Origin of the sequence: Actinophytocola algeriensis, from assembly GCF_014203735.1 — a bacterium.
GTDB classification, from domain to species: domain Bacteria; phylum Actinomycetota; class Actinomycetes; order Mycobacteriales; family Pseudonocardiaceae; genus Actinophytocola; species Actinophytocola algeriensis.
On sequence record NZ_JACHJQ010000005.1, the window covers coordinates 850,383 to 865,115 of the forward strand.

13 protein-coding genes are annotated in these 14,733 nt (G+C 71.3%); 8 read left to right on the forward strand and 5 right to left on the reverse strand.

From position 1 onward, the window contains the following. The first annotated feature begins 29 nt into the window (after positions 1 to 29). The gene (locus FHR82_RS26625; protein WP_184813196.1) at positions 30 to 1,154 is read left to right on the forward strand and encodes an acyltransferase family protein; all 1,125 of its coding nucleotides are present in this window, start codon (positions 30 to 32) and stop codon (positions 1,152 to 1,154) included. 10 nt (positions 1,155 to 1,164) lie between these two features. After that, positions 1,165 to 1,899 carry a hypothetical protein gene (locus FHR82_RS26630; protein ID WP_184813197.1) on the forward strand — a complete coding sequence of 245 codons (735 nt, stop codon included), beginning with the start codon at positions 1,165 to 1,167 and terminating at the stop codon, positions 1,897 to 1,899. A 3-nt stretch (positions 1,900 to 1,902) separates the two neighbouring features. Here FHR82_RS26630 and FHR82_RS26635 read toward each other — a convergent pair whose 3' ends face one another. Further along, a complete protein-coding gene (locus FHR82_RS26635; protein WP_311771291.1) occupies positions 1,903 to 2,613 on the reverse strand; it encodes a M48 family metalloprotease in 711 nt (236 codons plus the stop codon). 448 nt (positions 2,614 to 3,061) lie between these two features. Further along, entirely contained in the window at positions 3,062 to 3,352 is a 291-nt protein-coding gene (locus FHR82_RS26640) for a hypothetical protein (RefSeq protein ID WP_184813198.1), read from the reverse strand. Between the two features lie 69 nt (positions 3,353 to 3,421). Between FHR82_RS26640 and FHR82_RS26645 the strand changes: the two genes are divergently transcribed. From FHR82_RS26645 to FHR82_RS26655, 3 genes are read left to right on the forward strand one after another with little or no spacing between them, the layout of a single operon-like run. After that, positions 3,422 to 4,120: a protein kinase family protein gene (locus FHR82_RS26645; protein WP_184813199.1), complete on the forward strand. Its 699-nt coding sequence runs from the start codon at positions 3,422 to 3,424 to the stop codon at positions 4,118 to 4,120. An 11-nt stretch (positions 4,121 to 4,131) separates the two neighbouring features. Further along, positions 4,132 to 7,038, forward strand: a complete 2,907-nt coding sequence (locus tag FHR82_RS26650) for a DEAD/DEAH box helicase (RefSeq protein ID WP_184813200.1) — start codon at positions 4,132 to 4,134, stop codon at positions 7,036 to 7,038. Further along, positions 7,035 to 8,243 carry a hypothetical protein gene (locus FHR82_RS26655; protein WP_184813201.1) on the forward strand — a complete coding sequence of 403 codons (1,209 nt, stop codon included), beginning with the start codon at positions 7,035 to 7,037 and terminating at the stop codon, positions 8,241 to 8,243. The genes FHR82_RS26650 and FHR82_RS26655 overlap by 4 nt, the downstream gene beginning before the upstream one ends. A gap of 21 nt (positions 8,244 to 8,264) precedes the next feature. Here the strand turns inward: FHR82_RS26655 and FHR82_RS26660 are convergent, their stop codons facing one another. Then, positions 8,265 to 9,581: a family 43 glycosylhydrolase gene (locus FHR82_RS26660; RefSeq protein ID WP_221464247.1), complete on the reverse strand. Its 1,317-nt coding sequence runs from the start codon at positions 9,579 to 9,581 to the stop codon at positions 8,265 to 8,267. A 232-nt stretch (positions 9,582 to 9,813) separates the two neighbouring features. Between FHR82_RS26660 and FHR82_RS26665 the strand changes: the two genes are divergently transcribed. After that, positions 9,814 to 11,055, forward strand: coding sequence for an MFS transporter (locus FHR82_RS26665; protein WP_184813202.1), 1,242 nt, complete (start codon positions 9,814 to 9,816; stop codon positions 11,053 to 11,055). Positions 11,056 to 11,069: 14 nt separating this feature from the next. Here FHR82_RS26665 and FHR82_RS26670 read toward each other — a convergent pair whose 3' ends face one another. Next, positions 11,070 to 11,993, reverse strand: coding sequence for a LysR family transcriptional regulator (locus tag FHR82_RS26670; protein WP_184813203.1), 924 nt, complete (start codon positions 11,991 to 11,993; stop codon positions 11,070 to 11,072). 83 nt (positions 11,994 to 12,076) lie between these two features. On the opposite strand from FHR82_RS26670, the gene FHR82_RS26675 reads away from it, so the two are divergent. Both FHR82_RS26675 and FHR82_RS26680 read left to right on the forward strand, forming a co-directional pair. Then, positions 12,077 to 13,381: an aspartate aminotransferase family protein gene (locus tag FHR82_RS26675; protein WP_184813204.1), complete on the forward strand. Its 1,305-nt coding sequence runs from the start codon at positions 12,077 to 12,079 to the stop codon at positions 13,379 to 13,381. 55 nt (positions 13,382 to 13,436) lie between these two features. Beyond that, positions 13,437 to 14,336: a LysR family transcriptional regulator gene (locus tag FHR82_RS26680; protein ID WP_184813205.1), complete on the forward strand. Its 900-nt coding sequence runs from the start codon at positions 13,437 to 13,439 to the stop codon at positions 14,334 to 14,336. A 12-nt stretch (positions 14,337 to 14,348) separates the two neighbouring features. Here the strand turns inward: FHR82_RS26680 and FHR82_RS26685 are convergent, their stop codons facing one another. After that, entirely contained in the window at positions 14,349 to 14,630 is a 282-nt protein-coding gene (locus tag FHR82_RS26685) for an acyl carrier protein (RefSeq protein WP_184813206.1), read from the reverse strand. Positions 14,631 to 14,733 lie beyond the last annotated feature (103 nt).

Consider the following 14,733-nt stretch of genomic DNA (forward strand, 5'->3'; position numbering starts at 1 on the left):
CAGCTGTCGTCGGCGCGGAAGGCGGGGGGATGGCACACGACACGGTGCCCGGCACGGTGCCCGACGCGAGGGCGCCCGCGTCCCGCGGCGCGGCGGGTCCTCGTCTCGAGGTGCTCGACGGCCTGCGGTTCCTCGCCGCGATGGCGGTCCTCGCGTACCACTTCACGACGATGGACCGGGTCTGGCAGCGACCGGCCGTCGAGCTGTTCCCGAGGCAGACCTTCGCGTACGGGTGGCTGGGTGTCTACCTGTTCTTCCTGATCAGCGGGTTCGTGATCGGCATGAGCGCCTGGGGCCGCGGCGCCGGGTCGTTCCTGGCGTCGCGGGCGGTCCGGCTCTACCCCGCGTACTGGCTGTCCGTCGTGGTGGTCGCGGCCGTGACGACCGTGTGGCCGTGGTGGCAGCGGCCGGACGGGTGGGGGAGCACGCTGGTCAACCTGACCATGTTCCAGGACGCGGTCGGGGTGTCCTCGGTCGCCGAGGTGTACTGGACGCTGTGGGCGGAGCTGCGGTTCTACCTGCTGTTCTCGTTGGTCGTCCTGTGGGGCCTCACGTACCGGCGGGTCGTCGGGTTCTGCGTGGTGTGGCTGGGCGCGGTGGCGTTCGCCAAGGTCGCGGTGCCGGACTCCGACGTCCTGGTCCACACCGCGCTCATGACCGACCACGCCCCCCTGTTCGTCGGCGGTGTGGGCTGCTACCTGATGTACGGCTTCCGGCCGACGATCACGACGTGGGGGATCGTCGGGGCGTCGTTCGTGCTCTCGGTGCCCTCGGCCCGGTTCCGCGCCGGACTGGAGGCCCACCACGGCGAGGTCGTGTCACGCTGGCCGGCGGTCGTGCTGATGGCGGTGTGCTTCGCCCTGGTCGCGGCCGTGGCACTGGGCTGGTTGTCGTGGTTGCGGGGCCGGTGGCTGGTGGTGCTGGGGTCGACGACCTACCCGCTGTACCTGCTGCACATGGATCTGGGCGCACCGGTGCTGTCCCGGCTGCGGGGGATCCTCCCGCCGACGGTGCTGGTGTGCGTGGTGACCGCGGCGGTGATCGGTGTGGCGTGGCTGGTGCACCGCTTCGTGGAACGCCCGGTCGCCGCCTGGTGGCGCGCCAGGAGGCCGGCTGCCGACAGCACTCCTCCCCACCGCCCGCCCGTGCGCTAGCCTCCCTCGAATGGGTGGTCGGCGCGGGTACTGGTTTCCGTTGGTGCTGCTGGGTTTCGGGTTGCTCACGCTGCTCGGCTGGGAAACCGTGACGGCACCTGCCGACCACGGCTGGTTCGCCTACACCCCGGGGTCGTTCCAGATCACGCAGACCGTGGTGGGGGTGTCGGTCGCCGAGTCGCCGGTGGGATCCCAGCTCCGGGACTGGCCGTGGACGGTGCTGATCGCCGTGACACTGGTCGGAACCGTGGCCTGGTACGCGTTCCGCGCTCGCCGGGCGGGCGGTCCGGTGCGTACCCACGTGGCCCTGGCGGTCGCCGGAGGACTGGCCGTGCCCACCTGTTACATCGTGGCGGGGATGGCCGACGCGATCGCCGACCCGGAAGGGATGATCCCGGCCGTCGGATTGCCGCTGCTCGGGCTCGGCGCCCTGACCGGCGCGGCGTACGTCGTTCTCGGCCCCTGGCGCCGCACGGCGGCGGCGGTCAGCGTCGGCTGCCTGGTGACCGGTGCCGCCACGGTGCTGGGCGCGTGGTCGCCAGGACTGCTCGAACCCGTGCTCATCACCGTCGGCCTGCTGGCCCTCGCCCGGTACGAACGCAGCCGCCTGCTCGCGGTCGCGGCCGTCGCGGTGCCGGTGGCGCTGGTGGTGTTCCCCGACGGCACCCTGAGCATGCTGGTCCCCGCCGCGATCGCGCTCGCCGTCGCGATCGCGGCGCTGGTGCGCGAGAACAGCCTGGCCTAGTTCTCAGCGCCGCAGACCGTGGAGGCGGTGGATCCGGTCGGTGGGTGACGGGTGCGTGGCGAGCATCCGAGCCTTGACGGACTCCTGACGCCGGCCGTCGGCCGCGATCCACCGGTGCAGGACCTCGACGAGATGCGGGCCGTAGCCGAGCTCGGCCGCCGTGCGGTCCGCGCGAAGTTCACCGATGCGGCTCGCCCAGGCGAGGAGCGGCGCGGTGAGCGGGATCAGGAGGAGCCAGAAACCGACGAACGCCAGCATGGTCAGGACGACGAGGCTGAGCAGCAACGCCACGAGTGCACCCGTGCCGCCGCCGAACCGGGCGAACGCGTCCGCCACGGCCAGGATGAACCGCACCGCGATCCGGGCCAGGAACGCGGCTCCACGGGCAGGCAGCGCGTACCACCACGACAGGATGCTCACCGTCGGATGTCCGGACAGGTGGTGCCCGAGTTCGTGCGCGAGCACGGCTTCCAGCTGTTTCGGCGGCAGCCGCAGGGACGTCTGGGTGACCGCCACTGTCCGCCCACCCGCGGCGAAGGCGTTGAGCTCGTGGGAGTCCTCCACCATCAACACGAACCTGCCGGGGGCGACCCCCGCTGCCTGGCACACCGACTGCCAGGGCTGCCTGAGGTGGTTCATCTCGTCCGGCCCCGGCGGTCGCACCCTGAACATCAAGCGGGACACGGTCGTCTCGACCGACGGCACGAACAACACCGCACCAGAGGATATCCACAGCACGGGTATCAGCCAGGGTATGTCCGGCAGAATGTAGGAACCCGCCAGGGCCACCACGGCGAGACTGCACAGGAAAGCGGGCAATCCCAATAGCACGGACATCGAACTGGACGCGTCCGGTCGCCGCCGCATTGCCGGTCTCGGGGAGTACGGATCCATCTGGTTCGCCATGTGGCTCCCTCACAAGAATTCCGCTCGCGACAACCCTGTTCACGAGTGCGGAAGACCATAGCCCGGTCACCCAAAGTATTTCTATCGGGTATTGCTGTCACGGAAAGTCACGGCCGGGGAAATGAAAGACGAGTTCTCGTCGGACCTTCGTGGCAATGTGGAACGTGCCGGAGTCACATCCAGAACAAATCCATGTGTGGTCAGGACGCGTGCGGCAGCATGCCATCTCCGGCCTGAACAGGTTTTATGCGGCGGATTACCGGGCCGGGTCCGGGTGTCCCCACAGGGCGGTTAGTCTGAGCACTTTCATCTCCCGGCGAGTGTGAGCGGTGGCGTGGAACGACAAAGCGAATCGGCGCGAACGGATGACGGTCACGTCGTGCACGGAGATGTGCACGGGAATGTCCTCCAGGCGGGAATCATCGGCGGGGATGTTCACCTGCACGAGAATTCTCCGAAAGTCCACGTCGTAACGACTCGTGACCCCGTGCCGGTGTTCGGCGCCGGCGTGGAGGTGTCGGTCGGTGATCTCACCTATCTCGTCCACGACCACATGGTGGCCGAGGAATTCGCGGCCGGCGGTGGAGCCGTGTGCCGGCGAGCCAGAGTCAGTTCGGTGCGGGGACGGCCGCCCGGGTTCGGCTGGTTCCGGCAGATCGACGACCGGGACGGCGGCGGAGCGGGCCGGACGTTGGTGGACGAGTACGCGCTCCTGCGTGAGTACCTGCCGGACGCGCCACTGCAGTTCCACCGCGACGACCGCACCACCACGCTGGTGACCCGGTGGCCCGGCGAGCGTTCCGGTCGGCCGAGCGACAGCCTGCACCAGGTGCTCGGCGACGGCACCGGGCGGGACCACGGCCAAACCTCCCGATGGTGTACCGGTCTCGCCGGGTTGTGCGACTCGCTCGGCGCACTCCACGATCGGGGCCGCGCGCATCGCGCGCTGTCTCCGGCCGCGCTCATCGCGCGTGACGACGGGCGAATCGTGCTCCGTGACCTCGGGCTCGCCGCGCAGGCGGGCCGCGCGGGCGAGAACCCCGGCGAGTACCAGACTCCCGAGCAGCGCAGGCGTGGCGCAGCAGGCCCTGGACCGTGGACCGACGTGCGCCAGGTGGCGGCGATCGCGCATCTCGTTCTCACCGGTCGCGTACCGCATGCCACCGCGCCGCCGCCGTTGCGGAGGTGGGAGCCCGCCGTTCCCGGTGAGATCGCGACCGTGGTCGACGCCGCTCTCGCGGCCGATCCCGCGGCCCGTCCGGACATCCGGTCGCTCGGCGTCGCGTTGCACCTGGCCCAGCACCACATGGACTGAGGGGAGACCAGGTGCGCTTTGTCCGGCTGATCGGATCCGTCACCATCGTCGTGTCGGCGGAATCCCAGGCTCACCTGCACCGCAAGCGCGTGGACCACCCGACCCTGCCAGGATCCTTCGCGCAGGTCCTGCGCGAGTTGAACGAGCGGCCCGACGGTGTCCCGGTCGTGGTCGACCACCCCGGCCGCCTCGGCGACCGGAGCCTCCTGGTCCACGGGTCGACCTGGGCGATGCGCCTGTACCCGACCAGGGAGTTCAAGGGAACACGTCGCGGGTACACGGTCGCGTCCATCGACCCCCTCCGGCTGCGAGACCACCACCGGCTCGCCGAGGGCTACCTGTCGGTGCGACCCCTGTCCTGGGAGCAGGTACCGACGATCAGGGACCTGGGTCCGCACACCGACGCCCAGTACGAACGGCTGCTCCACGAATGGCAGACCCCGGCCAGGGGACGCCCGGTGTCCCGTCCGGAGTCGCACCGGCTGCCGCCGGCGCACACGGCGTTCCTGGACACGGTGGACCAGGTGATCGACGCCAACGAACGGATCACCACCGCGACGGCCCGGGCCCAGCGCCCCTTTCCCTACCGCGCGGTGAAACCGGTCGGCGAGCGCAGGCACGGCACCCATTCGGTCTACGAGTTCGTCCTCACCGCAGGCCGCCCGGAGGACGACGCGTTCGTGCAGATCCGGGGCGAGCGGGAGCAACGCGGTCAGGTGACGCGGGCCGTGCGCGGCGCGGTGACCGTCCGGTTCGACCGGCCCATCGACTGGGACCGGATCGCGAAGGTCGGCGAGCTGGAACTCACCCCCAGCACCGTCGTCTTCCGCAAGCAACGGGAGGCGGTGACGACGCTCCGCGACGGGAAGTCGCGCAACCCCGCCGCCCTGGACGTGCTGGTGGACCACCGGACCCAGCGGTCGGACCCGGCACCGGACCGTCCGACGATCGACCTCGACCAGAGCCAGGTCCGCGCGTTCGGCAGCGCGCTCGGTGTGCCGGACCTGATGGTGATCCTGGGACCACCCGGCACCGGCAAGACCAGGGTGATCAGCCAGATCGCCAACGCGGCGGCCGTCGGCGGTCCCCATCGCCCTGCGCAGCGGGTGCTGATCACGAGCCACACCAACCGCGCGGTCGACAACGTGCTGCAACGGCTTCCCGGTCACCTCGTCGTCGTGCGGGTCGGCAGCGAGGGCTCGGTGACCGACGAGGGCCGGCCCTACCTGCTGGAGACGCAGGCGCGCGAGCTGCGCACCCGGATCATCGAGACGGTCGGCGCCACCATCGGCGGCTTGGGGGACCTGGAGATCGCCGATCAGTGGGCGTCCGAACTCGGCGAGCGCACCGGGGTTCTCACCGCCGCCATGACGGCGGTGGCCCAGGCCAGGCAGAGGCTCGACGGCGTTCGCCGTGCCGGTGGCGGCGCCGCCCAGGTGGAGCTCGACCGCATCGCCACGGCATGGCGACGGCGTGCCGCCCGGCTCTCACGGGTGAACCGTTCGTTGCACCGCGCCGCGGCACGTGCCGGGAAAGCCGGACTGCTCAGCGGCTTCTGGCAGGGACGACGAACACGTCTGCTCTCCCGGGCCCAACAGCTGCACAGCGAGCAGAACGCGGCGAACGTCGCGCTCGCCGCGGCCGAACGGCACCTCGAGGAGGTCACGCGAGACCTGCCCGCGGTGCGCGAAGCCGGCGCCCACCTCGCCGCGGCCACCGCCCACCTCGGCCAGGTCCAGGACAGCGCGCTCACCGCCGCGCACTGTGCGCGCGCGGCCGTGGGCAACCAGCAGGCACCGCCGCCGGTACGGGACGGGAGTACGCCCGAGGAGACCCACTCCGACCTGACCGCGCTGCTCGCGTGGCTGGCCCACTGGCTCCCGTTGCTGGGCAGGCGAGCCCGGCTGCTGGCCGAATGGCACGCCGAGGTGTCCAGCGCCACCGGGCAGCTGAGCCCCGAGCTGGTCCGGTACGCCGACGTCATCGCGGCCACCGCGATCGGCACCGCGTCGCGCCCCGAACTGTCCGAGATGGACTTCGGGCTGGTGATCGTGGACGAGGCGGGCCAGATCGGCACCGCGGACGTGCTCGTCCCGCTGGTGCGGGCCCGGCGCGCCGTCCTGGTCGGCGACCACCAGCAACTGCCGCCCTACCTGGATTCCGAGGTCGAGGTGTGGGGCAAGGGCATCGACGACCCCGCCGTGCGCGGGCTCCTGTCGCACAGCGCGCTGGAGCTACTGGTGGACGGGCTGCCGCAGGCGAACGTGGTGCCGCTGACCGAACAACGCCGGATGCCGCTGGTGATCGCCCGGTTCATCTCCGACACCTTCTACGAGGGCCTGCTCGAGACCGCCGTGGCGCGAGACCACACCGACCAGCTGTTCACCAGCGCGTTCGCATTCGTCGACACCGCACGGCTGCCGGCCGGCACACAGCACGAGCAGCCGGTCCGCGGCGAGGACCGCGGCCTGCGCGGCTACCGCAACCCGGCCGAGGCACGCCTGCTGGTGAAGCTCGCGGCACACTACGACCAGCTCGGCCAGGACTGGGCGGTGATCGTGCCCTACCGCGCCCAGATCAAGGAGATCACGAACGCGCTGATCGACCTCATCGGCCAGGCCGACAAGGTCCGGCTCAACGTCGGCTCGGTGGACTCCTTCCAGGGCGGCGAGCGCGACGTCATCCTGTACGGGTTCACCCGCAGCAACGCGGCGGGGAACGTCGGCTTCCTCGCGGAGCTGCGGCGCGCCAACGTCGCGTTCACCCGCGCGAAGCGGCAGCTGGTACTCGTCGGTGACCTCGGCACGCTGACCACCGCGCGGGACCAGCCGTTCCGGGAACTGTCCCGCGCTCTGCGCGACTACGTGGCCCGGTGGGGCGACATCCGCCAGTACGAGGAGATCGACGCGAAACTGTGAACAGGAACCGACTATTCTCGTTCCCCGAGCAGCGGGTGCTGGAGGATGCCGCCTTCGCCAGGGACGTGCTGCCCACCCAGATCTTCGCGCTGTTGCTGCCGGTCTGGTCGGTCACCATCCAGGCCGACATCACCGAGGCCGAGGACTACGAGCTGATCGACCGGTTCCTCGCGCGGGGCATCGCCGAGGGCGGTTTGACCACCACCGCGGAGCTGGCCGACTTCTACGCGCTGGAGCCGGAACTCGTCGACCGCGCGCTCCGGGCCCTCGCCGCGATCGGGCACGTGGCCGACGACTCCGGACGATGGGCCCTCACCGGTCTCGGCCTGCGGTCGGTGCGCGACCGGAAGCGGTACATCGTCACCCGCGGGGACCGGCGCAAGCTCTACTTCACCGCGTTCGGCTCGAAGCCGCTGACCCGGCCGTACTACGACACACGCAAGGTCACGCTCGTCACCGCAGAAGAGGTGCCCGGCATCCGGTCGGCGGACGGCCCGCGCTTCCACGAGTTGATGACCACCCGAGGGCTGGACGGGAACGCGTTGGACGCGTTGGCCGCCAACCCGCAGCGCGACCGGTTCAACATGCCCGACCGCGTCGAGGGACTCCGGAGGCTCGGCTCGGACGAGCTGGTCTACCTCCCGGTGTACGTCGTCCGTGGCCGCACACCACAGGGTAGGCAGCGCTACCTCGCGTACGGCCAGGTCTCCGCCGAGGCCGACCCCGACCTGAGCGACCTCGTCGACCGGACCCCGGAAGTGGTCACGGTGCTGGAAGCCGAGCTGACGACCGCCCGGCGCGAGAGCGACCTCGAACGCGTGCGAGCGTGGCTGCGCAAGCAGAACCTGGGGAAGCAACACGTGGCGCGGGTGTCGTCCGACGAGCTGCTCCGGGTGCGCCTTTCTCCGGACCGCTTCGGCGGCGACGGCCTTTCCCTGAATCGGGTCGGCTCCTTCGTCGTCCAGGCGAACAGCCTCTTCCAACTGTGGTGCGACGACGTCGCGGTACGCCGTCTCGCGCTGCTCAGCCGCATCGACACCACCCTGGCCGCTTATTCCAAAGTGGACAGAACCGTGGTGGTCGACCGGATCGCCCGCATCGCCCGGCAACTCGACCTCGGCGAGATCAGCCTGGCCGAGCTGCGCGACGCGGCCGTCGCGAACAAGAGAACCGCGCTGGCGGCCCAGCTGAACGGGTTCCTGTGAGCGGCGCGGCCTGAGGAGCGGTCAGGCGACCTCCACGTAGTCGAGTTCCGCCCAGCGGCTCCGGAACTGGAGGCGGACGGTGTTGAAGCCCGCCGCCAGGTTCACGTCGACGGACACCTGGGTCCAGTTGTCCCAACCGCGGTTGGGATACGTGACCGCCTGTGCCGCGCCGCCGTTCACCGTCAGGGTGTGCTGGGCGTCGCCGTAGCCCGCGGCGTATCCGATGTGGACGGTGTAGTTCCCGGCCACCGGGGCGAAAACGGTCATGTCCACCCAGCTGTCGGCGTAGTCGATGCCCGCGGCGACCGCGCCCTGGGACGCCCCCGCCGCGCCGGTGCGGATGTGGGCGTGGTTCAGCGTGCCGCGTTCTGCCTCGTAGCGGACGCGGCTGCCGCGCACCACCGGGTAGTCGTTGGCCCAGCCCAGCGCGGCCGTGTACATGCCGCGGCCGCCGCCGGAGAGGTGGCCGTGGAAGAAGATCCGGTCGCCGACCACGTCCGCGCCGCCCGGGCCGTTGACGGCGCCGTCCACCGACGCCGTGGTGAGCAGCGGGCGGTACGCGCGGGTGTACGGGCCGGTCAGCGAGCCGGACACCGCGTAGCTCGTGTGGTAGTTGCCGGTGGTGTACACGCCGGCGGAGTAGAACAGCACGTAGTGCGACGGCCGCCGCACCAGCACCGGCGCCTCGATCACGCCTTCGTCCTCCGGGCGGTTGTTGCGCAGCAGCTCGACCCGGTTGCCGGTGAACGTCACGCCGTCCGCCGCGGTCGGCTGCAGCCAGATGATCGTGGGCTGGCCGATCGCGTTCCCGTCGTTCTTGTACAGCAGGTACCGCGCGCCGCCTGCGTCGACGAAGCTCGACGGGTCGATGTCACCGCCTTCGCCCGCGTTGCACACGAGCGGCTGGCCGGACGTGGGCACGAACGGTCCGGCGGGGCTGTCCGCGAGCGCGGCGCCGAGGCACATGCGGCCGGTCGCGGTGCTCGGGCCGGTGAAGTACATGAGGTACCTGCCGTCCGCGCGCCGCGACACGTCCGGTGCCCAGAACCCGCCGTTGCCCGCCCACGCGGGCTTCTGCGGCAGCGCGTCACCGCGGACGGTCCACGGCCCGGTGGGCGTGGACGCGGTCGCGTACGGGACGCGGCCGGGGGAGGAGCTGGTCGAGTAGGCGTAGTACGTGCCGCCGACCTGGAGCACGTCCGGGTCGGGGAAGTCCCGGTTGATCACCGGTGCCGGCGGCACCGTGCGGACCGGACCGCTCGCGGCGGTGGCCGGGGTGGCGAGACCGCACGCCACCGCGGCCACCATGGACAGGACAACGGCCCGTGACAGATTCACAGCTTCACCCGCCAGTCAGTCAATCCCCTCCATTCGAGAGGTACCGGACGGTGCCCCCGAACACCAGCGATGTCCCGCGAACGGACCAGCGGCCGAAAGCGGCCGCGACCGCACGGGCCGGTGCGAGTGCGGCTGATCGCCGGGACGTGATCGTCGCGACGTTTGACGGTGGCCGGGCCGGAGGGCGTGCTGGACTGGGCTGTCCGTGCTCTGTTCTCGCAGGAAGGCCGCCATGACACTGCCCGCTACGTCGACCGGTGGGCGTACGTTCGCGATCGCTGTGCTCTCCCTCGCCGTCGGCGGGTTCACGATCGGCACGACCGAGTTCGTCACCATGGGACTGCTGCCGAGGATCGCCGACGGCATCGGCGTCTCCGAGCCGACCGCGGGGCACGTGATCTCGGCGTACGCCATCGGCGTGGTGGTCGGGGTGCCGATCCTGTCCTTCTTCGCCGCCCGGCTGCCCAGGCGGGGGCTGCTGGTCGCGCTGATGGCGGCGTACGGCGTGTTCAACCTGGTCAGCGCGGCGGCCTCGTCCTACGGGCTGTTGTTCGCGGCACGTTTCTTCGACGGGCTGCCGCACGGCGCGTACTTCGGTGTCGCGAGCCTGGTGGCCGCGAGCCTGGCACCGCCGCACCGGCGCGGCCGGGCCATCGCCAGCGTGATGCTGGGCCTGTCGGTCGCGAACGTGGCCGGGGTGCCCGTCGCGACGTGGGTGGGGCAGCACCTCGGGTGGCGGGCGGCGTACGTGCTCACCGCGGGCCTCGCGCTGGTGACCGTGGTGCTCATCCTGGTGTTCGTGCCGTCCGTGGCGGGCGACCGGAACGCGACCGGCCGGGGTGAGGCGCGCGAGTTCTTCCGCCGCAAGCAGGTGTGGCTCACGATGACCGCGGGCGCCGTCGGGTTCGGCGGGCTGTTCGCCGTCTACTCCTACATCGCCACGACCGTCACCGACGTCAGCGGCCTGACCGAGGCGACGGTCCCGGTGTTCCTGCTGGCGTTCGGCCTCGGCATGACGATCGGCACCTGGGTGGGCGGCGAGCTGGCCGACTGGTCGGTGTTCCGCACCCTTCTGTGGTCGAGCGTCGTCTCCGTGGCGGTCATGATCGCGTTCTGGGCCGTCGCGCCGTACGGCTGGTGGCTGCTGCCCGTGGTGTTCCTGACCACCGCGATCGGCTCGGTGACCGTCACGAACCTGCAGCTGCGGCTGATGGACGTGGCGGGCGATGCCGTCACCCTCGGTGCGGCGATGAACCACGCGGCGCTGAACGTCGCCAACGCGCTGGGCGCCTGGCTGGGCGGGATCGTGATCGCGGCCGGTCACGGTTACCGCGCACCGGCCCTGGTGGGCGCGGTGCTGTCGGTGGCGGGCGTGGGGATGTTGCTGTGGTCGGCCGCCGTCGACCGCCGCACCACCGGCGAGGTCCCTGCCGCCGGCACCTCCCGGCTCGATCCGACCGAAGCCCGCCGCTGACGGATGCCCGCCGCTCAGTCGAGGTTCTGCGGCGGGGCGGACAGGGCCGGGATCTCGGGGTGGTCGCGCAGTGCCGCGACGACCGCGTTCACCGCGGCGCGCTGGGTCGTGCCGCGGCGGACCACGATGGTGACGTTGCGGTGTACCGGCGTGCTGAGCTCCCGGGTCTCGACGGCGTGGTCCGGGGTGACGGCCAGCGCGGGCAGCAACGCGATCGACCGGCGGGACTCGACGTGCCGCAGCTGCATCAGGTAGTTGCCGAACCGGCACGCCACCGTCGGCTCGAAGCCCGACGCGCGGCACAGGCGCACGGTCAGGTCCGCCATGTAGGACCCCGGCCGGTCGCACGCCCACGTCTCGTCGGCGCAGGCCGCCAGGTTCACCGTCGTGCGGCGGGTGAGGGGGTGGCCGCGCGGCAGCACCAGCACGACCGGGTCGGTGCCCAGCGGGATGATCTCCAGGTCGGGACCCCACGGGAGGCCGACGTAGTCGGTGGTGGTGACGATGATGTCCGCTTCACCCGCGCGCAGGGCCGGGCCGCTCTCGTGCGGCTCCGCCTCGATCAGCTCCAGGTGCAGGTGCGGGTGGGTCTCCGCCAGCCGCACGGCCGCGGGGACCGCCAGTGGGTAGATCGCGCTCTGGAACACGCCGAGCCGGACCGTGCCGATGGGTTCGTCGTTCAAGGCCCGCAGTTCCGCCTCGGCCTCGGACATCCGGTCCAGGATCTCCCGGCCGCGGCGGGCCAGCAGGAGACCGGCCTCGGTCAGCCGCACCCGCCGACCCGTCCGCACCAGCAGTCTGCAGCGGGTCTCGGCCTCCAGCACGGCCAGTTGCTGGGACACCGTCGACGCGCTCACGTGCAGCGCCTCGGCCACCGCGCGGACGGTACCCAGGGTTTCGAGCTGGCTGAGCAGCCGCAACCGCCACGAGCTGAGCACGCCGCGATTGTACGGTTCTGCTGAACAGAACGGTCGGATCTGTGCGATGGACGTGCGCAAGGATGGCTCCTAACGTCCATGACATGCCTCTCGACTTCGAGCGCCACCTCATCCGCTACTCGGGCCATGCACCGTTCATCCCGGAGCTCATCGTGCGTGCCGAGGGCACCTCGGTGTTCACCGAGAGCGGGCGCGAGCTGCTCGACTTCACCTCCGGCCAGATGAGCGCGATCCTCGGGCACAGCCATCCGGACATCGTCGCCACCGTCCGCGCGCAGATCGCCCATCTCGACCACCTCTACAGCGGCATGCTCAGCGAACCGGTCGTCGAGCTCGTCGGCAGGCTCGCCGGCACGGTGCCCGACCCGCTGGACAAGGTGCTGCTCCTCACGACCGGGGCGGAGGCGAACGAGGCCGCGCTGCGGATGGCGAAACTCGTCACCGGCCGCCACGAGGTCGTCTCGTTCGCCCGGTCCTGGCACGGCATGACCCAGGGCGCCGCGAGCGCCACCTACAGCGCGGGCCGCGACGGGTACGGGCCGGCCGCGCCGGGCAACTTCGCGCTGCCGGTGCCCAACCGCTACCACCCCGACATCGTCGACACCGACGGCGCGCTCGACTGGCGCCGCCAGCTCGACCTCGGCTTCGACCTGATCGACGCCCAGTCGGTCGGCAGCCTCGCCGCCTGCCTGGTCGAGCCGATCCTGTCCTCCGGCGGCATCATCGAGCTCCCGCCGGGCTACCTCGCCGCGCTGGCGCGGAAGTGCCGCGAACGGGACATGCTGCTGATCCTCGACGAGGCGCAGACCGGCCTGTGCCGCACCGGCGACTGGTACGCCTTCCAGCACGACGGCGTCGTCCCGGACATCCTGGTGCTGTCCAAGACGCTCGGCGCCGGCCTGCCGCTGGCCGCCGTGCTGACCAGCCAGGAGATCGAGCAGCGGGCGCACGACCGGCGGTTCCTGTTCTTCACCACGCACGCCAACGACCCGCTGCCCGCCGCCGTCGGCAACACCGTCCTCGACGTGCTGCACCGCGACCGCCTCGACGAGCAGGCCCGCGTGCTGGGCACGAAGCTGCGCGACGACCTGGAGGAGCTCGCGAAGCGCCACGACGTCGTCGGGGACGTCCGCGGCCGAGGGCTGCTGCTGGGCATGGAACTGGTCGGTGACCACGTCCTCGGCCCCGGCGGCGCCGACCGGCTCGGCGCGGCCGTCACCCGCCGCTGCTTCGAGCTGGGGCTGCACATGAACATCGTCCAGCTGCCCGGGCTGGGCGGCGTCTTCCGCATCGCACCCCCGCTGACCGCGACCGCCGACGAGCTCACCCGCGGCGCCGCCATCCTCGACGAGGCGCTCACCCACGCGGCCCGCGAGACCGGCACGTGACGAAGTGGCGGTCAGGTCGTTGACCCGCGACAGGTCGTGACCGGCACCATGCACCATGGACACCGCGCAGCTGGCCGCTTTCGTGGCCGTGGTGGACGTCGGCAGCTTCACGCGGGCGGCCGCGCGGCTGAACGTGTCCCAGCCGACGGTGACCACGCGGATCCAGGCGCTGGAGCAGGGCGTCGGCACCCCGCTGCTGGAGCGCCTGCCACGCGGCGTCAGGCTGACACCCGCCGGTGTGGACCTGCTCCCGTACGCGCGGGACATCATGACGCTCACGGAACGGGCCAGGCAGGCGGTCATGTCCGGTGGGCAGCCCCACGGCCGGCTCGAGGTCGGCACGGTGGAGAGCCTCACCACCTACCGGTTGCTGCCGCTGGTCGAGTACCTGTACCGGCGCTACCCGGACCTGCGGATCTCGCTGCGGTCCCCGGCGTGCGGCGAGACGATCGCCAGGGTGCGCGACGGCGGGCTGGACTGCGCGTTCTTCGTCGACTCCGCGGCGAGCCACGCCGACCTGGAGACGGTCGTGCTGTGCCAGGAGCCGCTGGTGCTCGTCGGGGCGCCGGACCACCTCCTGGTCGGCCGGCACCGGGTGACCGACGACGACCTGCTCGGCGCGACGCTGGTCCGGGCCGACCACGGCGCCGACTACCACCAGGGGCTCGAACGGGTCGTCGCACCCGGTGCCGGCCACGAACGCCCGCGGATCCTCGAACTGGACTCGATCACCGCGGCGAAGCGCGGCGTCGCGAACGGCATGGGCATGGCGCTGCTGCCGCTGGTCGCCGTGCGACAGGAACTGGCCGCCGGGACACTGCACCGGATCGACTGGGAACCGCCGTTCCGGGTGTACACACAGGTGACGTGGCGCCGCGGTGTCCGGTCCGCTGCGGTGCGCGCGCTGGTCGACGCCGCCGCCCAGGTCATCGAGGACCAGCTCGCCGGGACCTGACACCCGTGCCCTTCAACGCGCGTGCGTCCCGGCGAGCACCGCGTCGACGAAGTCCCCGACGGTCCGGAACCGGCGTCCCACGACGATGTCGTCCGGCAACCGCACCGCCAGGTCCGCCTCGAGCCGCACCAGCAACCACACCGCGTCGACCGACGTGAGCCGTAACCGTCCGCCGTTCAGGGGTTCGTTCTCGGCGAGCGTGTCCGGGTCGATGGGCTGCCGGGAGTCGGCGACCAGGAGCGCGCGCACCGCGTCGACGACGGTCCCACGAGTCAGTTCGTCTACTGTGGACATCGGGTTCTCCTTGTGTTCCCAACGAAAACGTTCTGGAATCTTGGACAACGGAGCGCACGACGTTGTTCCGGGAGGAGATAGGGATGCCCTATGCCTGAATAGG